The sequence below is a fragment of the Sinosporangium siamense genome, from assembly GCF_016863435.1.
In the GTDB taxonomy this organism is placed as follows: Bacteria; Actinomycetota; Actinomycetes; order Streptosporangiales; family Streptosporangiaceae; genus Sinosporangium; species Sinosporangium siamense.
Genome location: NZ_BOOW01000030.1, coordinates 100,620 through 118,916 on the forward strand (window position 1 = coordinate 100,620; position 18,297 = coordinate 118,916).

Consider the following 18,297-nt stretch of genomic DNA (forward strand, 5'->3'; position numbering starts at 1 on the left):
CTTGAGTCTAGGTGATGCGGTCAGAAGGCCATCCCTCAAGTAAGTATACTTTGTGATATATAACTTGAAGTAGACATAGGAAGCCTCGTTGAGAGGGCGTCATGACATGACACTCGCCACGCAGCACCGACCGCTGCGCGAATCCACCGACCTGGCCGTCCGCGTCGAGGGACTCGGCAAACGCTACGGAGACACCGCCGCCCTCGACGGCTTCGATCTCGCGGTCCCCCGGGGCACCGTATGCGGCCTGCTCGGCCCCAACGGCGCGGGGAAGTCCACCGCCATCCGCATCCTGTGCACCCTTCTGCGGCCCGACTCCGGACGGGCCGAGGTCGACGGGTTCGACGTGGTGCGGCAGCCCATGCACGTGCGATACCGGATCGGACTCGTCGGCCAGAACTCCGCGGTGGACGAGGTCCTCAGCACCCGCGCCAACCTGGAGATGTTCGGCCGGCTTTACCATCTGAGCCCCCGCGCGGCCCGTCGGCGGGCCGACGAGTTGCTGGCGCAGTTCGCACTCACGGAGCACGCCGATCAGTCGCCGCGTAAGTTCTCGGGTGGCATGCGCAGGCGGCTGGACCTCGCCGCCGGCATCATCATGTCCCCACCGGTGCTCTTCCTCGACGAGCCGACCGCCGCGCTGGACCCCGTCCACCGCAGCGACGTCTGGGCGGGGGTGCGCTCACTGGTGGCGCAGGGCACCACAGTGCTGCTTACCACCCACTACCTGGACGAGGCCGACCAGCTCGCCGATCACATCTCGGTCATCGACCACGGGCGCGTCATCGCCGAAGGCACCCCCGACGAGTTGAAGACGGCGCTCGGCGGCGACCAGCTGGACATCGTGCCGGCCGAATCCGCCGACCTGGGTGCGGCACGGGACGTCCTGGCCCGTGTCACCGGCACCGAACCACAGGTGCACGAGGCCGCCCGCCGCCTCACCGTGCCGGTCCGCAACCGGGTGAACGCACTGACCGAGACATTGCGTGAGATGGAGTCGGCCGGACTGGCCGTCCATGACGTCGCCCTGCGCCGCCCGACGCTGGACGAGGTGTTCGTCCGGCTCACCGGGAACGCGCCCAGCCATGAATCCCCGTGAGGAAGTGCTCGCCATGACGACCCTTTCCGTCAAACAACCGCCCACCGACCTCGCCGGCCGGCTGAGCCGGGCAGTGCTCGACAGCGCGACCATGACACGACGCAACCTCATCTACTGGCTGCGCTCCCCTGACGAGGTCGTCGGCGGACTGGCCTTTCCGATCGTTTCGGTGCTGCTGTTCGGTTTCGTCTTCGGCAGCGCGATGACCGTGCCGGGCGGCGGCGACTACCGCGAGTTCCTGATGCCGGGCCTGTTCGGCATGACGATGGTCTTCGGGCTCGTGGTCACCGCCACGGCCATGGTCTCCGACACCTCCCGAGGGGTGACCGACCGGTTCCGCTCGATGCCGATCGCACCGTCAGCCGTGGTCGCCGGGCGCAGCCTCGCGGACATGATCCGGGCCTGCGCCGACCTGGCCGCACTCATCGGCTGCGGCCTCCTGGTCGGCTGGCGCGCCCGGGGCGGCGTGCTGGAGTTCGCCGCCGCGCTCGGTCTGCTGCTTCTGCTGCGCTTCGCCCTGATCTGGGTTGGCATCTACATCGGACTGCTGTTGCGCAGCCAGGAAGGTGTGAGCGTCCTGTTCCCCATGGTGCTGCCGTTCGCGATGATCGCCAACACCTTCGTCTCCCCGACGATGATGCCAAACTGGCTGGGGTTCATCGCCGACCTGAACCCCATGTCTGCCACCGTCGCCGCAATCCGCGAGCTATTTGGCAACCCGGGTCTGGGCGGGGAGACATGGCTCGCCCAGAACGCCATCTTGCTGGCCGCGGCATGGCCACTGGCCATCATCGCGATCTTCTTCCCCCTATCGGTGCACCGCTACCGCCACCTGAGCCGCTAAGCGAACTCGTACGGAGCGATCCCCAAGAGCCGCCGTCGCAGCCTCTTGTGCCCGGCAGGCTGCGACGACCGGCTCTCTGCTCAGCCGAGGATGTTGTAGACGGCGGCTATGGCGAGATAGGCAATTGCGGCGAGTGTCACGGTGGTGAGGTGGATTCGCCCGAAGCGGGTCCACCATTTCCGGCGCCATGCGAGCACCGTGGTGACCGCCGCTCCGGCGGTGGCTATGGCGGCCAGGAGCGGCACTGTCTGGATGACCGCGAGAAGCGGGGAACCGCCCAGGAAGTAGGCCGCCTGGTTCGCCGCGAAGTTTGCGAACAGGGCCACCAGGGATGCGGTGGTCACCGCGGCAAGGGTCGCCGCCGTCCAGCCGGGCAGGCCGGCAAGGTGTGGGGCACGGGCGGGGCGGCGGCGGTTGGTGCGTACGGCGAAGGCCACCGGCCAGGCCAGCGCCGAGAGCAGGAGGACGGCCAGGCTCACGGCGAGCACGCCCAGGTGCAGGGCAGGGAGTTCGTACCAGGCGAGACGTTGCAGGGGACCGGCCGGGTTCTCCGAGGCCAGCAGGCCGTCTTCGCGGAAGTGGATCGTGCGGTAGCCGTCCTTCTCCTGGAAGACGCCAGGGGTGATCTGTAGCCATTGACGAGGCTTGGCCGGACCGTGGGTGACCGCACCGGTTGTCGTCAGGGTTCCGTCAGTAGCGGCGGTGACGGTGGTGGCGGTGATGAGCTTGCCGATGGAGGCGGGGGCGAACACCGTCTGCTCCGCGTCCACCGGGCGGCGCGTGGCCACATCGGCTACGCCATACCCCTTAGTGAAGATCTGCTTGTCCTTGGTGACCACCGCCACCGCGGCGCCCGGAATCCGGTGGCGGGCGAGTTGCGCGGGGAGGTGTTCGTCGGCGAATGCGCCGACCTCTTGGGGGAGATCGGGTGACGTCGCATATGCGGGGAAGCCCGATCCGAGGACCAGGGCGACCGCCACCGGCCAGCCGGCGAGGGCACGCCGGACGGCCGGTTTGCATTTGAGCAGCATGAGCTGCTCTCCTTTCCATGGAAGCACGTATGCGTGAAGACACGCCGCTCGCGGCGTGGTCGTGCGGTTTCCACTCCGGGGGTGAGTTGCCGCTCACCCCCGGAGAACTTCACAACGGTCAGCCGACGTTGCGCAGCAACTGCTCCAGTGCCGCGACTCGCCCGGTCAACTCGGCGATCTGGGCCTGGCTCCGCTCCTGCTGCCGCACAGCCCGCTCGGCCTGCTCGCGGTTTTTCGCCAGCTCGGCGGTCAGCACTTCGGTGCGGTGCCGTTCATAGCGAAAGTAGAAGCGGATGCAGGCCGTGACGCCGCCCACCAGCAGCAGCATGATCACGATGGGAATCACGGCTGAGTTGATGTCAGTCACTGCGCTCTCCTGAACTGGGCTGTTCACTCTCCCGATCGGCTTGGAGAGCCGCCAGGATCGTCGGGACGGTCAGGGTCAACTGGAACGGCTTCAGCTCGATGTATTTCATCGACTTGCCATCGTGGGACAGCTCCAGGTGACCTTCGACGAGTCCTGCCTTCTCCAGCCGTTCGAGATGCATGTAAAGCAGGGGACGGGACACGCCGACCCGGCGGGCCAGCTCGCTCACATGCACTCTCTCGGCGGCCAGTGCGGCGATGATCTGCAGTCGCAGCGGATGCCCAAGCGCGGCCAGCACGGTCAGCAGTTCTTCGCTCGTCAAGGCTTGCTAGTCCTCTATTTGTTTCACCTGTCAGCTTGACCTTACAGGTGAATTACGGCGAACACCAAAACCCCCTGCCGAGACTCGGGCGCCGGTCCGCCTGACGTGATCGCCTCGACGAGGGTGCGGCCTAGGCGTCCTTCAACGCCTGGCGAATCTTCTCGGCGAATGTTTCCGCCGGGCTCGTCGCGGTGTAAGGGTGCCGGGGGCCGAGCCAGATGCGCAGCCCGTCCTTCTTCCGCCGCGGAATGATATGCACATGGAGGTGGGGCACCGACTGGCTGATCACGTTGTTGATGAGAATCATCGAGCCGTCGGCCTCAAGCCCCGTCTCGACGGCCCGTTCGAGGCGTTGAGCCTCGGTGAAGAAGCCCGCGACGCGTTCGGCGGGCAGGTCGCTCATCAATTGCACGTGAATCTTCGGCACGAGAAGCGTGTGACCGTGGAAGAGCGGGCGGTGGTCCAGGAACGAGATGAGATCGCCGGTCTCCCGGATCACCGTCGCCTCGACCTCGCCACGAATGATCTTGCAGAACGCGCAGGCACGGCCTTCCGCGACCTCGCCCCGCCGGAAAAGGCTCTCCTGCCGACCGCCTTCGGCCATGGTCGCTGCTCCCGATCTTCACGCGGCCCCAACCGGCGCCGCTCCCGGTGAACGGAAGCCCAACCTACCCCCGCCCGGCGACGGTAACCCGCCGTCGCGACACGGCACAGGCAGAACTACTGGACCTTGGGCTCCTTCTGCACCGCCTATATCCGCACCCTCACCACTCCCACCTCGCCTACGAGGAGGACGAGCTCGTCGAGCCACTCGACCGGCTCAACATCCACGCCTGACGCGACGGTCAGAGTTCTGCCCCCACCAGCCGGGAAGTACTCGCGAAGAAGCGGCTCCGCCGTACAAGGGCCTAATCCAGCGAGCTCTGCCGCCGGCGTTCCCCCAGTTCCAGGGCGATGAACGCGTCGATCATAGCTCGCCACACCGCCTCGGCCACCTCGGGCGCGAGGCCGGCGACCGCCGCCTTGGCCTTCGCCGCCGCGACGACCCGCTCCACGCGGTCCGGGGCGCGGACGGCCTGTTCGTCCTTCTTGAACCCCGCTGCCGCCCGCACCAGCTCCTGTCGCCGCGCGAGCAGGTCGACCAGTTCGGCGTCGATCGCGTCGATGCCTGCACGGACGTCGTCAAGGGAGCGAGGGCTGGTAGACATACCGCATATCGTCCCATAAAGCTCGCAAAATCTCGGGAATCCACTCCCCCTGTCGAACCGGCGGCACGGTCCGGCGGATTCCCGCTCCCAAGGCCGACCTGCCCACCCGGCCCCATCGGTATTAAACTGTGATGTGGCACCGCGATAAGCGGCCGCCCCGGACGAGGAGTGAGCGCCGTACCCGGACGAGTCAGACGACGCTCTAGGGCTGGCTGGTGTGGTGCCGTCTCGCCTTAGTTCTCGGGCTTTTTTATACGCTTGGTTCTCAGGCTTTCTGACGAAATCGCATCGGCTCCCGGTCAGACGCACATCTCTACGGGAGAGGAAGCCGACGATGACCGAACCGTTCGCCCAGGGAGCCTGGGCGCAGCGCGCCGAGGCCGAGCTACCCGAGCGGCGGCACAGGGAGGAGATCGAGCGAGCGCTCGATCTCGGTCTCCCCGCCGCAGAGTCGATCAAAGACCGCACCATCCCGACGTTCTCCCGCGGCGAGTTGCCGCATTTCGCGGGTGAGCGGGGCACTTTCCTCAAAGCACCGTTCATGGAGAACGTTCACGATGTCGGGGACGCCGAGGTCGCCATCTTCGGCGCCCCGCTCGACGCCGGCACGACCTACCGTCCAGGCACCAGGTTCGGCCCACAGGGCATCCGGCGTGCCACCAACCTGTTCGGCACCTACTCGTTCGAGCTCGGGGTCGATCTGCGCGAGCAGCTCAACCTTGTGGACATCGGCGATGTGGTGACCATCCCCGCCAACATCGAGAAATCGTTCGACCAGATCAGCAGGGCCATCAGCCATGTGGCGGCGGCGGGCGCGATGCCGGTGGTGCTCGGCGGCGATCACTCCATCGGCTACCCGACCATTCGCGGCCTGGCCCCGCACATCGATGGAAACATCGGCATCATCCACTTCGACCGTCATGTCGACACGCAGGAAACCGACCTGGACGAGCGGATGCACACCACGCCGTGGTTCCACGCGACCAACATCAAAAACGCCCCCGCCGTCAACCTGGTGCAGATCGGCATCGGCGGCTGGCAGTCGCCGCGCGCCGGGGTGAAGGTGGGGCGAGGCCGCGGGACGACCATCATGACCGTGGGCGACGTCGAGCGCGTCGGCATCGAGAAGATCGCTGAGACCGCGCTTGAGATCGCGTGGAAGGACGCCAAGGCGGTCTACCTGTCGTTCGACATCGACGTCATCGACGCCGGGTTCGTGCCGGGGACCGGCTGGCCGGAGCCGGGCGGCCTGCTGCCCCGGGAGGCACTGGGCCTGATCCGGCTGGTGTCCGAGCCGGGGCTGGCCGGCATCGAGGTCGTGGAGTGTTCGCCTCCCTACGACTGGGCCGAGCAGTCGTCGCTGATCAGCGCCAGGGTGGTGCTGGACTCGCTGGCCACCATGATCAAGGCCGGCAAGCTGGGCAAACGCCCGGCTGCCGGGAAACGTCAGGCTTGGGGACCGTACCCCGCCTAAACAAGCCCGCCTAGACGAGAAGGAAGCCGCCGGGTGCGCAGCCGCCCGGCGGCTTCCCCTGCCCCGGAGAGTTCTTTTCCGGGAAATCCCATGACGGCAGTCGAGGCGATAGAGATGGTGTGCGACTTTTCAGCAACAAAGACCCCTCCGGCGGCCCGCCAGAGACGAACGCCAATGATGCCGAGTTACTGGCCGCCCTCACCGACGGGCATGTCGAGGCGTTGCGGCTGCTTCACCTGCGGCATGCCACGTGGCTGAGGGAACGCCTGGCCAGGCGTTGCGCGGATCCGGACATCGTGGACGCCGCCGTACAGGACACCTTTGTGGCGATCTGGAAGGGCTCCGGTAGGTATAGACGGCGGGGTCCCCTGCATGAGGACGGGGACGCGGGCGCGTGGATCTGGACGATCGCGATCCGCAAACTCATCTCGCTCCTCCGCGCCCAAGGTGCACGAAGGGGCACGCTGATCGAGATGCCGGGGTACGGCGAGGGCCTGCCCGGCCAGGCCGCGTCCGCCGAAGAGCTTGTGCTGGTCGGGGTCGAGCACGGGGATCTCGGCCAGGCGTTGCAGAAGCTGGCTCCGGAACTCCGCGCGGTGATTCAGGCGACGGTGCTCGACGGCCTCACCGCCAAGGAGACATCCGTACTTCTCGGCATCCCTGAAGGAACGGTCAAAACCCGCGTGCGGCGTGCGAAAGCCCAGCTTCGGGAGCAGCTCACATGAAAACCGGATGGCACCTCGCCAATCAGCAAATCGCCGCCTATGTCGGAGGTTCGCTTGCTCCCTCCGACGTCATGTCGGTCGAGGCGCATTTGGAGCGTTGCGGGGAGTGCCGCACCAGGCTCCCCGCAGATGAGCAGTGGCTCGCCACGAGCTGGACGGGGATCGCGGACGTCGTGATGCGCCCGCGCCGGGGAGTGCCGGAGCGGATCGTGGAGCGGATGGGTGTCCCCGGGCACCTGGCCAGGCTCTTGGTAGCCACACCGGCGTTGAGCCGGGCGTGGTTGAGCGCGGTAGTCGTGGTGCTGGTGTTCGCGGTGGGCGCCACCCGGATGCCGATGCTCGACGCGTATAGCGCGGTGCCGATGACACTGGTGGCGCCCGTGCTTCCTCTCGCCGGGATCGCACTCGCATATGGCAGGCGCGTCGATCCGGCGCACGAGCTCGTCGTGGCCACGCCGTACGCCGGTGCCCGCCTTCTGCTGGTGCGGGCGATCGCGGTGCTGGTGACCGCCGTGGCACTGGCGGCGTGCACGATGCCGTTCGTGGCCGGCCCGCCGCTGCCGGCGTGGTTGTTGCCCGCGCTGGCCCTGACGTCGGCGTGCCTGGCGCTGTCGACGCGGGTGAGCGTGTTACGGAGTGCCGTCTCCCTGGCGGCGGCCTGGACGGCACTGGTCGCCGGCGCGGCGCTTGTGCACTGGCAGGACCTGATCGCCGCGCACCCCCTCGCCCAGGCGTTCTACGGCTCGGCCACCTTCGCGCTCGCGCTCGTCACCTATCTCCGGCGCCACCGCCTCGACACGGGAGAATCATGACCACCGTCAGCGTGCGCGCACTGTGCAAGAAGTACGGCAGGAGCCTCGCGCTCGATCACCTCGATCTCGACCTGGCCCCGGGCGTCACAGGGCTGCTCGGCCCCCACGGAGCCGGCAAGAGCACGCTGCTGCGCTGCCTGGCCACCACCCTCGCCCCGGACACCGGCACGGTCCGGGCTTTGGGGCTGGATCCCGCTGACAGCCGGCAGCGTACGGCGCTGCGCCGCAGGTTGGGCTATCTCCCGCAGAACCCAGGTTTCTAAGGGCATTTCACGGTCTTTGAGCTGGTCGACTACGTCGCGATTCTCAAAGAGATGACGGATCGCGGCAAGCGGCACGCGGAGGTGCGCCGGGTGCTGGACGACGTGCACCTGAGCGATCGCGCCACGGCGAAGGTCCGCACGCTGTCCGGCGGCATGTTGCAGCGGCTCGCGTTCGCCCAGGCGTTGCTGGGCGACCCCGACCTGCTGATCCTCGACGAGCCGACGGTGGGTCTCGACCCCGCGCAGCGCATGCGTTTCCGCACGCTGGTGTCCACACTGGGGGAAAGCCGCACCGTCCTCCTGTCCACCCACCAGACCGAAGACATCGCCGCCCTCTGCGAGCGGGTGGTGGTGATCAACCGGGGGTCCGTCCTGTTCACGGGCACGCCGCGGGAACTGGCGGAGACGGCGGCGGGACACGTCTGGCTCGCGGAGCAGCCGCCCCCGGGCTCGCGGGCGTCGTGGCGGACGGCCGAGGGCAGCTACCGGGTGCTCGGCGCACGGCCCGCGCGGGGGCAGGCGGTGGCGCCGGCCGTGGAGGACGGCTATCTCCTGCTGCTCGACGGCGGCGACGGTGACGGCGAAAGGACCGCCGTAGCGGAGGAGGGCGTCTGCGGGACGAGGTGATACACCGATCGGGGTGCGTACGGCTGGGCTATCCCACGATCTTCTGCAGGGCGGCGCTATAGCGTTCCGCCTGCTCCTCGCTGAACAAGGGCGACAGGCGCAGGACGACGTTGTCCCAGATGTAGTAATACTCCGTCTGCTTGGAGGCGTTCAGCTTCGCCTTGATCGCGTCGATGCGCGCGGACGCCTCGGAGGAGCCGGGGAAGACCTCGACGATGCCGCCCTCGCGAATGTCGCCCTTTTTCGCGCCGCCGGCCTTCTTCATGGCGCGCTCGTCTTGAAAGGCCACCTTGCTCTCATAGCCGTCGTCCGCGCCGAGCAGTTTCTCGGGGTCGTTTTCCGCGGTGTAGGTGACGGATGTGTGGACCGGCAATCCTTCTTTCCCGAGCCCGGCCGCGATGGTGCCCGCGTCGGTGGACGCCCCACCACACCCGGCGACGCCGACGAGGGCGGCCAACACGAGGGGGGCAAGCCGCATGGTTCTCATTGCCATTGCTCCAAAATGTTGCGAATTCCTGCGATCTTGCCGCACAGGTAGAGGATCCGCATCCTTATTGGGCAAATTTCCGGCACGCCGTATAGCCTGACCGATCACTGAAGGGGGTGTTCCGGGCCCGGCGGAGGCCCGGAACAAGTCCCGTTAATCACCCGAGGTGATTCACTCCACCCCGTGGACGTGCGCTATTAACGGGAATACGAAAGGCCATCGCCGAAACGGAAGTGGGGATCCGCCGTGTCGAAGGGCAAGTCGGGCGGGCCGCCTCTACGGCGTCCATGGAGGACGGCAGGTCGAAGGGAAGCCTCCCCGCGGGGCCAAACCGCCCGGTGAGCACGTCGAGCACGGCCTCGTCGCAGGCGCCGAACTCGACCACGAGGCCCGCGCAGGCGGCGGCGAGTTCGGGCATGACGGCCGGGCGGTCCATTTGCACGATGAGCTCCGTGGGACGCGTCTCGGCGATCGCGGTGACCCGGGGACGCTAGGCGTCGGTGCTCCTGAGCGCCCACGCGACCGTGACCGCCGCCGCCCCCATAATCGCCAGACTGCCGTTGGCGACGATCTCCCAGCCGGTGAAGGACCCCCACTCGTGCACCACCAGCCGGTTGTAGTGGTCGAACAGGCGGAAGACGAAAAACGGCGGGCCGCCCATCGCCTGGTTCACAACCCCGGTGACCCCTTCGAGGATCAGGAACACCCCAAAGAATCGAAGGACTCTGTGCATGATCCAACCCTAGGAAGGAGCGCGCCGCGCCACATCGTCCATCCGCACGAGGCGGGTAGCCGGAAGTCGTCGAAGCCGAAGCCGTGGGGCGAACGCCCCGAACCCACCGGAGTGCCGAGTGGCCGGAAGTCGTTGAGGCCGAAGCCGCCGGCGACGAAAATATCTCCCGTTCCCTCTTAAGTTCCGGTCTCCACCGGCCCCGCCGGCGGCGCCGTACACCGCGCGAATCCAAGGCCGCGGAACCGGGTGGCCGGCGGGTTACGGCGAAGCTAGCGTGGCCCTCATGACGACATCGGAGCGGCCGGTCATCGACGTGCTCATCGCCGGCGACGACCCTCTGGTCCGCGTCGGCCTGGCCACCGTGCTGGGCGGTGCCGCCGACATCCGCGTGGTGGCCGAGGCAGGCGACGGGTCGCAGGCGCTGGCGATGGTCGCCAGGCACACCCCTCACGTGGTGCTGATGGACATCAGGATGCCCCGTATGGACGGCCTGTCGGCCACCGAGGCGCTGCGTGCCAGGGAGGACGCGCCCGAGGTGATCGTGCTGACCACCTTCGACGCCGACGAGCACGTGCTCCGCGCGCTGCGTGCGGGCGCCGCCGGTTTCCTGCTCAAGGACACTCCCCCGCACGAGATCGTCGACGCGGTGCGCCTCGTGGCCGCGGGCCGCCCGGTGTTGTCGCCGTCGGTGACCCGGAGGCTGATCGACCGGGTCGCCGACCCGGCGGGGCACGCCCGGCGGGCCCGCGCGGCGAGCCGCCTGGCCCTGCTCAACGAGCGTGAGCGCGATGTGGCCCTCGCGGTGGGACGTGGCAGGTCGAACGCGGAGATCGGAGCCGCGCTCCACCTCAGCCTGCCCACGGTGAAGACGCACGTGTCCAGCATCCTCACCAAGCTCGGCCTCAACAACCGGGTGCAGATCGCACTGATGACCTACGAGTCGGGGCTGCTCGACGGGGCCACATGACAGCGGCGCTATCTCACCCTCTGCGCGGCCAACGCGACGACGCCCCCGGCGAGGGCCAGAGCCAGGTTCGCGAAAACCTCGTAGCCCGCGAGGAAATCCACCTGGTTCACAACGAGCCGGTTGAAGGCGTTGAGCACGATGCCCAAAAAGGGTTGCACGGCGATCTGATCGAGCACTCCGCTGATGCCGGAGAGAACCATTAACAGTGCTAGTGCCAGCAGAATTCTGCGCATGACCCCAGGCTAGAAATCGGCCCCGCCGCGAGAATCGCCCATCGGGCTTCCTGCGCGCGACCGAAGTCTCCGCCCCCCTTCCATCCGAAGTACGGCGAAGCCCCGACTTTGGTCGCCTGCCCGCCGACACGCTTCGCGCGCCCCGCCAGGATTGAGCGGAGGCGTCTGACTAGGCTCTTATCGAACGACTGTTGAGTTGGAAGGAATGGGTGTGACCTCGGTTTCCTACGCGGAGTGGAGCAAGTCGGCCGCCGATCCGCTGTTCAGTGAGTGGCTGCGTTCGTCGTCCGAGCCCGACTGGACGGCGGCGGTGACCCACCCGTTCGCGATGGCGATCACCCGGGGCGAGGTCGCCGGCGCCGACATGCGGCGCTACCTGGAGCAGGACTTCCAGTTCGTGGACAGCTTCACCGCCCTGCTGGGCGCGGGCGTGGCGTGCGCGGACTCCTTCGAGGCGCGGGTGCCGTTCGGGCGTTTCCTCGGGCAGATCGCGACGGACACCGAGCGCAGCTACTTCCACCGCGCCCTCGCCGCCCTCGGCGGCGACCTTGCTCCGCCGCTTGAGCCGGTGACCGCCGAGTTCCAGGCGCTGATGGCGCAGGCCAGGCTGAGCCTGGACTACACGCTCATCCTCGCGGTGCTGTGTGTGGCCGAGTGGTCCTACCTCGGCTGGGCGAGCCGGGCCGAGCCGCCGCTGCCGGACAACTTCCTCTACCGGGAGTGGATCGACCTGCACGAGGGCGAGCACTTCCGGGCCTGGGTCGGTTTCCTCCGTGCCGAACTCGACCGTCTCGGGCCGGAGCTGAGCGAGGAGCGCCAGGAGCTCGTCCGGGACTTCTTCCAGCGCGCCACCGGCTTGGAGCGGCGCTTCTTCGACATGGCCCAGGGCTGATATCGCCCTTAGCCCAGGAAGGCCCGGGAAGGCCCGGGAAGGCCCGGGAAGACGGGGAAGGTTGCCAACACCCGCGCGATGTTGGGGACCGCTTTTAACGGCATAAACGGATGTAAATCCCTTTGCCTGCCTCGGGATAGGGGAGCGGTTGGTTTAATCGATTCCGCTCGCCCTCGTCGGCGTCGAGCCTCTGAGAGCGCTCGTGTAAGACCGGCATCGCCCTGGGATGTGAAGATGCACAACCGCTCAGACACCGGCACCGCCACACCCGAGGCCCGCACCCGCGTGAAATGGCCCCTGGCGTCGGCGCAAATCGTGCTGTTCCCGCTGTTCACGTGGTATGTCAGCTACCTGGCGTACCCCACCCTCATGTTCATGCATGTGGGCGACCCCCTGTGGAGCATCGTTTCCACCGTGGTCATAGCGAGCACTCTCGCTCTGCCGGTCCTCTACATCATCGGGTCGATCAGGTCGGGCCTGTTTCCCATGACCCACCGCCGGCTCCACCGCCTGTACTGGTCCGCGGCGGTGCTGGTGCAGGGCCCGGCGTTCACCTTGGTCTACATCGCCCACGTCCACAACCACGTCGTGGACCACTCCTTCCTGTGGCCCCTGTCGTACGTGGGCGCGATGTTCGCCTTCCTCGGCCCCGCCCTCGTGTCCTCCACGCCCCGGCGGGCGGCGGTTATCACGGCGGTGGCCGTCGGGCTCGCCGTGGTGGACTACGTCCTCTGAGCCCGGTGCGGGGACGGCCGCCGAGCGGAGGGATCTCGGCGGGCGGCCCCGCTCACGGGTGGACCTCGACCTGCCAGCGTAGGGCGCGAGCGGGGGGCGCTACGAACGAACCTGCAGGTTGACCGCCTTGAGACGGGTGTAGGCGTCCACGCCGGTGCGGGAGTGGCCGCTGGACTTGCGGGGTTCGCCGCGGCCGCCGTTCATGTCGGGGGCGAAGTGGCAGTTGATGTTGACCTCACCGCAGTCGAGCTCGTCGGCGACGCGGAAGGCGCGCTCGATGTCGCGGGTGAAGACGGTGCCGTTGAGGCCGTAGGACGTGCCGTTGGCCAGGCGAAGCGCCTCCCGCTCCGACGCGAACGGCATGGCCGCGAGCACGGGGCCGAACACCTCGCGCTGCTCGATCTCACTGCCCTGCCGTACCCGGTCGAGGACGGTCGGCGGCACGAACGTCGGGCGGCTGCTGCACGGCACGGACGGGGAACCGATGACCTTGGCGTCGCCCGCCGAGACGGCACGGGAGACGAAACCACGCACGCGGGTGGCGTGGGCCTCGTCGATGAGGGGCCCGACGAAGGTCGCCGGGTCGAGCGCGTCGCCGACGGGCAGGGCGGCGGCGGCAGCGGCGACGCCCTTGACGACGTCGTCGTAGACGGACTCCTCGATGAGGAGCCTGCTGCCTGCGACGCACACCTCGCCCATGTTGACGAAGGCCGCCATCATCGCCCAGCCAACGGCCTGGTCGAGATCGGCGTCCGCGAAGACGACCACGGGGGACTTGCCGCCGAGCTCCAGGTGCACGGGGGTGAGGTTGCGGGCGGCGAGGGTCACGACGCGGCGGCCGGTGTCTGTGCCGCCGGTGAGGCTGACGAGATCGACGCGCGGGTCGGTGACGAGTTGTTCGCCGACGGTCTCGCCCGTGCCGAGCAGGATGTTGAGCACTCCGGCGGGCAGACCGGCGCGGGTGAGGATGCGGCCGAGCTCGACGAGGGTGACGACGGCCTGTTCCGGCGCCTTGGCGACAATGGAGCAGCCGGCGGCGAGGGCCATGGCGATGCGCTGGCTGCCCGTCATGAGGGGGCCGTTCCAGGGGAGGAGTTCGGCGACGACACCTGCGGGTTCGCGCAGGCGCATGGTGAGCAGGCCGGGCCCGCCGCCGGGGAGCAGTTCGGGCGGGAAGGCGCTGCGCCGCACGTCGCCGTGGAGGGTGCGCGCGACGGCGGCGGCGTAGGAGAAAGCGTTGGCGGCCTCGTAGACGTCGTTGGTGAGTGCGCCGCCGACGGCCTTGCCGGTGTCGAGGGCCTCCAGGGTCGCCAGGCGGCGGGCGTCGGCCCGGATGGCAGCGGCGGCGGCGTCGAGGAGTTCCGCTTTGCGCGCGCCGGGCATGCGCCGCCATTCGCCGCCGTCGCAGGTGCGGCGCGCGGCGGCCAGAGCGGCTTCGACCTCACGAGGGGTGGCCTCGACGTAGGTCGCGGGCGTCTCACCGGTGGAGGGGTCGAGCACCGGGCGGGTGCTGCCTTCGCGGGATTCGCGACCGTCGATGAGCTGCGGAAGCGGATCCGAGTCCAGCCAGCTTGGGTCATAGCGCATGGGCTCAGCCTGTCTCCGGGGTCGGGTAGGGACATTGTGTCCGCGGCATGGGATAAGCCCCACTTGTTGTGCTGAGGAATCGGTGACCGGCCTTAGGGATGGAACTTAGCGTTCGATCCCATGGCGTCGATTCCCGGTGACGTCACCCCGGCTTTCCTGCTGACCGGTGGTGACGTGGTCACGATGAACACCCGCCGCGAGGTCCTCGTGGGGGGCGCGGTGGCGGTCGCCGGTGACCGGGTCGTCGCCGTAGGCGCCACTGGCCGGCTGCGTGCACGCTGGCCCGCGGCGCCGCGGATCGACGCGACCGACTGCGTGGTGACGCCGGGGTTGATCAACGCCCACCAGCACCTGACGGGCGACCCGCTGGCCCGCGCCTGCATCCCCGACGACATCACGTCCGACGAGGCGATCTTCGGCTGGTCGGTGCCGCTGCACGAGGCCCACACCGGCGACGACGACGAACTGTCGGCCCTGCTGGCGTGCGTCGAGAGTCTCCGCAACGGGGTGACGACGGTGGTGGAGGCCGGTACGGTGGCCCACCCGAGACGTGTCGCGAAGGCGATGACCAAAGCCGGGATTCGAGGCACCATCGGAACATGGGGATGGGATGTCGCCGACGCCCCTTATGCCGCTCCGGCCGCGGAGGTGCTCGACCGCCAGCGCGAGCTGATCGCGTCTTACCCCGCGGGCGGGCGGGTCCAGGCGTGGGTGACGCTGGTGGGCCACGGCCTGGCCTCCGACGAGCTGCTCGCCGGAGCGGCGGACCTGGCGCGCACCGCAGGCGCGGGCATGACCATGCACATGTCGCCAGGCCCCGGCGACACCGAACACTACCGGGAACGTTCTGGCCGCCCTCCCCTGCTCCACCTGGCCGGCCTCGGCGTGCTCGGCCCGCATCTGCTGCTGGCGCACGGCGTGTGGCTCGACGACCGGGAGATCGACGCGCTGCTCGCCAGCCGTACGGCACTGGCCTACTGCCCTTGGGCGTACCTCCGGCTGGGCCAGGGGGTGACGCGGGCGGGACGGCACGGCGAGATCTACCGCAGAGGCGGCAGGGTCGCGCTCGGCTGCGACGCGGGCAACGCCGGTGACAGCGCCGACATCCTGCGCGCCGCCGCGCTCGCCGCCGGGCTCGCCAAGGACACCACGCTCGACCCTCGGGCCGTCGGCGCCCCCGAGGCGATCGAGATGGCCACCGTCGCCGGGGCCGAGGCCATCGGGATGGCGGCCTCGATCGGCTCGATCGAGCCGGGCAAACTCGCCGACCTCGTCGTGCACGACGCGACCGGGCCGCAGTGGACGCCGCGCGGCGACGTGGCGCAGCAGCTGGTGTGGTCGGTGGACGGCCGTTCGGTCCGCGACGTGTTCGTGGGCGGGCGGCGGGTCGTCGCGGACGGCCGCTGCGTGACCGTCGACGAGCGCGAACTCAGGCACCAGGCACAACAAGCATCAGCCGCCCTGCTCGGCAGGGCGGGCATCGTCCCACGCCGGCACTGGCCCCACGTTGAGGAGTCCTAGATGAGAGTTGCCGTGGTCACCGCCCCCGAGTCCGTGGAACTGCGCGACGAGCCGATCCCCGCGGCGGGGCCCGGCGACGTGGTTGTGCGGGTCGGGGCCTGCGGCCTGTGCACGATGGAACGCCGCCTCTTCCTCGGGGAGAAGCGCTTCTACCCGGTCGCCCCCGGCCACGAGGTGGCGGGCACGGTCGTGGAGGTCGGCGCGGCGGTGGACGGCCTGCCCGGTTCGCCGAAGGCCGGCGACGTCGTCACGGTCGACCTGCTCACCCGCTGCGGCACCTGCGGGCCGTGCCGGCGGGGTCGCAGCGCGTTGTGCAAGCGGCCTCAGGGCGGCACGTTGTCGGACGGCACGGTGTCGTTCGGCGCGGGCCTGTCGGACCTGGTCGTGGTGAAGGCCGCGCAGGCCTACGTGACCGGCGACGCGCCCATCGAGCACGCGGCCATGGGCGAGCCGGTGGCCTGCGTCGTGCACTCGCTGCGGCTCGGCGGGCTGCGTGCAGGGGACCGGGTCGCGGTGATCGGCGCGGGCTACATGGGACGGCTGCACATGTCTGTGGCCCGGCTCAAGGGCGCGTTCTCCGTCGGCATGGTCGACGTGAGCGAGGAGCGCCTGACCGAGGCGAGTACGGCGGGAGCCGGCTGGACCGCCACCCCGGACCGCGCGGCCGAGACGGGCGGCAAGCAGGACCTCGTCTTCGTGACGGCCGGTGCGCCAGGGGCGCTGGAGACGGCGATCTCGCTGTGCGACGACGGCGGCACGGTCGTGCTCTACGGCGCGTTCCCCAAGGACCTGTCGGTCGGGGTGAACCCCGACGCGATCCACCACCACGAGTTGTCGATCGTCGGCGTCTACAGCCAGGAGCCTGAGGACTGGCGGGAGGCCGCCGGCCTCATCGCCTCCGGCCGCCTCGCGGACGACCTGTCCGCCCTGGTCACAGCCCGTTTCGCGCTCGACGACGTGGGTGAGGCGCTCAAGCTGGCCGCCACGACGCCCGTGTACCGCGTCCTGGTCGGAGGGATCGATGGGTGATGTCGTCATAGGTGTCGACTTAGGAAGCAATTCGGCACGTGCGGTGGCGGTCGATCCGTCGGGCGCGGTGCTCGGGTCGGCCACGGGCGCCTACCCGGGCGCCGACGGCTGGCCGGAAGGCCGGGCCGACCCCGCCGGGTGGCTGACGGGTGTGACCACGGCGGTCGCCGACCTGCTGGCCGCCGGGCCGGGGCACCCCTTGGCCATCTGCGTCGGCGGGCAGAGCCCGACGACCGTGCCGCACGACGGCGGCCTGGCCGTCACCTGCCGCCACCCGGCGGGTGTGACCGGCAGCCCCGTCGAGCAGCACTACGCCCAGCGGGAGGTCATCGGGTTTCACGTGAAACCACGCCAGGTCTACGACTGGCTGACGGCTCGGCTCGGCGCCCCCGACCGCCAGTCGCGCTGGCCGGGCGACCCGGACCTCGTGGACTACGGCCCGCGCGCCGGCACAGGCGAGGTCGTCGGCCTGACCGACGGTGGCCTCGGTCTGCCGGCCGGCGTGCCCCTCGTCGCCGGTGCACAAGACGCCTATTTGGCGTTCTGGGCCGGTGGCGTCGACGTGCCGGGCCGCGGCCTCGACCCCGGCGGCAGGACCGGCGGGCTCGCCGTGGCCATCGCCGCCGACTCCGCCCACGGCGACCTCTACTCCCTGAACAGTCCCGCGACCGGTGTCGACATCGTCGGCGGCCCGGTCAGCGGCCATGGGCTGACCCTCGAATGGCTCACCGGGCTCACCGGGCGCTCGGTGCCCGAACTGCTCGCCCTCGCCGCCGCCGTGCCGCCCGGGGCCGGCGGGGTCACCGTACTCCCCTACCTCGAAGGCGAACGTGCCCCCCGGTGGAACCGGGAGCTGCGCGCCGAGATCGTCGGCCTCACCTCGGAACACGGCCCCGGGCACGTGGCGCGCGCCGCTCTTGAAGGCGCGGCCTACGGGCTGCGGCACATCGCCGACTCGCTGCCCGTGGCGCTGAACGTGCTGGTCTGCGCGGGTTCGCCGGCCCGCAGCCCCCTGTGGTGCCAGATCAAGGCCGACGTGCTCGGGGTGCCGGTGGAGGTGCCGGCCGAGACGAACCTCGCGGCGTACGGCGCGGCCCTGTCGGCCGGTGCGGGCGCCGGCTGGTGGCCCCGGCCCGGCGCCGCGGGCGGCGGCTCGTGGCCGCGCCCCGAGGCCCGCGTGGTCGGACCGTCCGCGCACGCGGCCTACGAGGAGGGCTACCGGCGCTTCGTGTCCCTGGGCGATGCCGCCGAATCCCGGCTCCGGCAGGCCGCTTTGACCAGTCTCCCCTAATGCCTGTCCCGCGAAAGCAGTGCTTGTCCCGCGAAAGACCTACTGAAGAG

General features: G+C 69.4%; 22 protein-coding genes and 1 pseudogene. 13 read left to right on the plus strand and 10 right to left on the minus strand.

Annotated features, from left to right (window positions below; genetic code table 11):
• The first annotated feature begins 106 nt into the window (after positions 1-106).
• Together Ssi02_RS23305 and Ssi02_RS23310 are read left to right on the plus strand one after the other, a co-directional pair.
• Complete coding sequence (locus tag Ssi02_RS23305) at positions 107-1,099, plus strand: ATP-binding cassette domain-containing protein (RefSeq protein WP_204029133.1); 993 nt, start codon at positions 107-109, stop codon at positions 1,097-1,099.
• 13 nt (positions 1,100-1,112) lie between these two features.
• Positions 1,113-1,943 (plus strand): ABC transporter permease, encoded by an 831-nt coding sequence (locus tag Ssi02_RS23310; protein ID WP_204029135.1) that lies wholly within the window; start codon positions 1,113-1,115, stop codon positions 1,941-1,943.
• An 80-nt stretch (positions 1,944-2,023) separates the two neighbouring features.
• On the opposite strand, the gene Ssi02_RS23315 is transcribed toward Ssi02_RS23310, so the two are convergent.
• From Ssi02_RS23315 to Ssi02_RS23330, 4 genes are all read right to left on the minus strand, one after another.
• Complete coding sequence (locus Ssi02_RS23315; protein WP_204029137.1) at positions 2,024-2,974, minus strand: serine hydrolase; 951 nt, start codon at positions 2,972-2,974, stop codon at positions 2,024-2,026.
• A gap of 118 nt (positions 2,975-3,092) precedes the next feature.
• Positions 3,093-3,341, minus strand: coding sequence for a hypothetical protein (locus tag Ssi02_RS23320; protein ID WP_204029139.1), 249 nt, complete (start codon positions 3,339-3,341; stop codon positions 3,093-3,095).
• Positions 3,334-3,663, minus strand: coding sequence for an ArsR/SmtB family transcription factor (locus Ssi02_RS23325; RefSeq protein WP_204029141.1), 330 nt, complete (start codon positions 3,661-3,663; stop codon positions 3,334-3,336). Before Ssi02_RS23325 ends, Ssi02_RS23320 begins: the two co-directional genes overlap by 8 nt.
• A gap of 130 nt (positions 3,664-3,793) precedes the next feature.
• On the minus strand, positions 3,794-4,267 hold the full coding sequence (locus tag Ssi02_RS23330) for an HIT family protein (protein ID WP_204029143.1): 474 nt from the start codon (positions 4,265-4,267) through the stop codon (positions 3,794-3,796).
• 47 nt (positions 4,268-4,314) lie between these two features.
• On the opposite strand from Ssi02_RS23330, the gene Ssi02_RS23335 reads away from it, so the two are divergent.
• Positions 4,315-4,500, plus strand: coding sequence for a hypothetical protein (locus tag Ssi02_RS23335; protein WP_204029145.1), 186 nt, complete (start codon positions 4,315-4,317; stop codon positions 4,498-4,500).
• 71 nt (positions 4,501-4,571) lie between these two features.
• On the opposite strand, the gene Ssi02_RS23340 is transcribed toward Ssi02_RS23335, so the two are convergent.
• Positions 4,572-4,871, minus strand: a complete 300-nt coding sequence (locus Ssi02_RS23340; RefSeq protein WP_204029147.1) for a chorismate mutase — start codon at positions 4,869-4,871, stop codon at positions 4,572-4,574.
• A gap of 334 nt (positions 4,872-5,205) precedes the next feature.
• Between Ssi02_RS23340 and Ssi02_RS23345 the strand changes: the two genes are divergently transcribed.
• From Ssi02_RS23345 to Ssi02_RS23360, 4 genes and pseudogenes are all read left to right on the plus strand, one after another.
• Positions 5,206-6,345, plus strand: coding sequence for an agmatinase family protein (locus Ssi02_RS23345; RefSeq protein ID WP_204029149.1), 1,140 nt, complete (start codon positions 5,206-5,208; stop codon positions 6,343-6,345).
• 119 nt (positions 6,346-6,464) lie between these two features.
• On the plus strand, positions 6,465-7,070 hold the full coding sequence (locus Ssi02_RS23350; RefSeq protein WP_204029151.1) for an RNA polymerase sigma factor: 606 nt from the start codon (positions 6,465-6,467) through the stop codon (positions 7,068-7,070).
• The gene (locus tag Ssi02_RS23355) at positions 7,067-7,882 is read left to right on the plus strand and encodes a zf-HC2 domain-containing protein (protein WP_204029153.1); all 816 of its coding nucleotides are present in this window, start codon (positions 7,067-7,069) and stop codon (positions 7,880-7,882) included. The genes Ssi02_RS23350 and Ssi02_RS23355 overlap by 4 nt, the downstream gene beginning before the upstream one ends.
• Positions 7,879-8,772: pseudogene (locus Ssi02_RS23360) on the plus strand (ATP-binding cassette domain-containing protein). Before Ssi02_RS23355 ends, Ssi02_RS23360 begins: the two are co-directional and overlap by 4 nt.
• A gap of 28 nt (positions 8,773-8,800) precedes the next feature.
• On the opposite strand, the gene Ssi02_RS23365 reads toward Ssi02_RS23360, so the two are convergent.
• The 3 genes from Ssi02_RS23365 to Ssi02_RS23375 all read right to left on the minus strand — a co-directional run bounded on the left by Ssi02_RS23365 (position 8,801) and on the right by Ssi02_RS23375 (position 9,992).
• Positions 8,801-9,250: a hypothetical protein gene (locus tag Ssi02_RS23365; RefSeq protein ID WP_204029155.1), complete on the minus strand. Its 450-nt coding sequence runs from the start codon at positions 9,248-9,250 to the stop codon at positions 8,801-8,803.
• 166 nt (positions 9,251-9,416) lie between these two features.
• Complete coding sequence (locus tag Ssi02_RS23370) at positions 9,417-9,701, minus strand: glycoside hydrolase family 3 protein (protein WP_204029157.1); 285 nt, start codon at positions 9,699-9,701, stop codon at positions 9,417-9,419.
• 48 nt (positions 9,702-9,749) lie between these two features.
• Entirely contained in the window at positions 9,750-9,992 is a 243-nt protein-coding gene (locus tag Ssi02_RS23375) for a hypothetical protein (protein ID WP_204029159.1), read from the minus strand.
• Positions 9,993-10,275: 283 nt separating this feature from the next.
• Between Ssi02_RS23375 and Ssi02_RS23380 the strand changes: the two genes are divergently transcribed.
• Positions 10,276-10,959, plus strand: coding sequence for a response regulator transcription factor (locus Ssi02_RS23380; RefSeq protein ID WP_204029161.1), 684 nt, complete (start codon positions 10,276-10,278; stop codon positions 10,957-10,959).
• Between the two features lie 8 nt (positions 10,960-10,967).
• Here the strand turns inward: Ssi02_RS23380 and Ssi02_RS23385 are convergent, their stop codons facing one another.
• Positions 10,968-11,192 carry a hypothetical protein gene (locus tag Ssi02_RS23385; protein WP_204029163.1) on the minus strand — a complete coding sequence of 75 codons (225 nt, stop codon included), beginning with the start codon at positions 11,190-11,192 and terminating at the stop codon, positions 10,968-10,970.
• Positions 11,193-11,397: 205 nt separating this feature from the next.
• On the opposite strand from Ssi02_RS23385, the gene Ssi02_RS23390 reads away from it, so the two are divergent.
• Together Ssi02_RS23390 and Ssi02_RS23395 are read left to right on the plus strand one after the other, a co-directional pair.
• A complete protein-coding gene (locus Ssi02_RS23390) occupies positions 11,398-12,084 on the plus strand; it encodes a TenA family protein (protein ID WP_239129504.1) in 687 nt (228 codons plus the stop codon).
• Between the two features lie 234 nt (positions 12,085-12,318).
• Positions 12,319-12,819 (plus strand): hypothetical protein, encoded by a 501-nt coding sequence (locus Ssi02_RS23395; RefSeq protein WP_204029178.1) that lies wholly within the window; start codon positions 12,319-12,321, stop codon positions 12,817-12,819.
• A gap of 99 nt (positions 12,820-12,918) precedes the next feature.
• Here the strand turns inward: Ssi02_RS23395 and Ssi02_RS23400 are convergent, their stop codons facing one another.
• Positions 12,919-14,406 carry an aldehyde dehydrogenase family protein gene (locus Ssi02_RS23400; RefSeq protein WP_204029179.1) on the minus strand — a complete coding sequence of 496 codons (1,488 nt, stop codon included), beginning with the start codon at positions 14,404-14,406 and terminating at the stop codon, positions 12,919-12,921.
• Positions 14,407-14,526: 120 nt separating this feature from the next.
• On the opposite strand from Ssi02_RS23400, the gene Ssi02_RS23405 reads away from it, so the two are divergent.
• From Ssi02_RS23405 to Ssi02_RS23415, 3 genes are read left to right on the plus strand one after another with little or no spacing between them, the layout of a single operon-like run.
• Positions 14,527-15,927 (plus strand): amidohydrolase family protein, encoded by a 1,401-nt coding sequence (locus Ssi02_RS23405; RefSeq protein WP_204029183.1) that lies wholly within the window; start codon positions 14,527-14,529, stop codon positions 15,925-15,927.
• Positions 15,928-16,956, plus strand: a complete 1,029-nt coding sequence (locus tag Ssi02_RS23410; RefSeq protein ID WP_204029184.1) for a zinc-binding dehydrogenase — start codon at positions 15,928-15,930, stop codon at positions 16,954-16,956.
• The gene (locus tag Ssi02_RS23415) at positions 16,949-18,247 is read left to right on the plus strand and encodes an FGGY-family carbohydrate kinase (RefSeq protein ID WP_204029185.1); all 1,299 of its coding nucleotides are present in this window, start codon (positions 16,949-16,951) and stop codon (positions 18,245-18,247) included. The genes Ssi02_RS23410 and Ssi02_RS23415 overlap by 8 nt, the downstream gene beginning before the upstream one ends.
• The last annotated feature ends 50 nt before the right edge of the window (positions 18,248-18,297 follow it).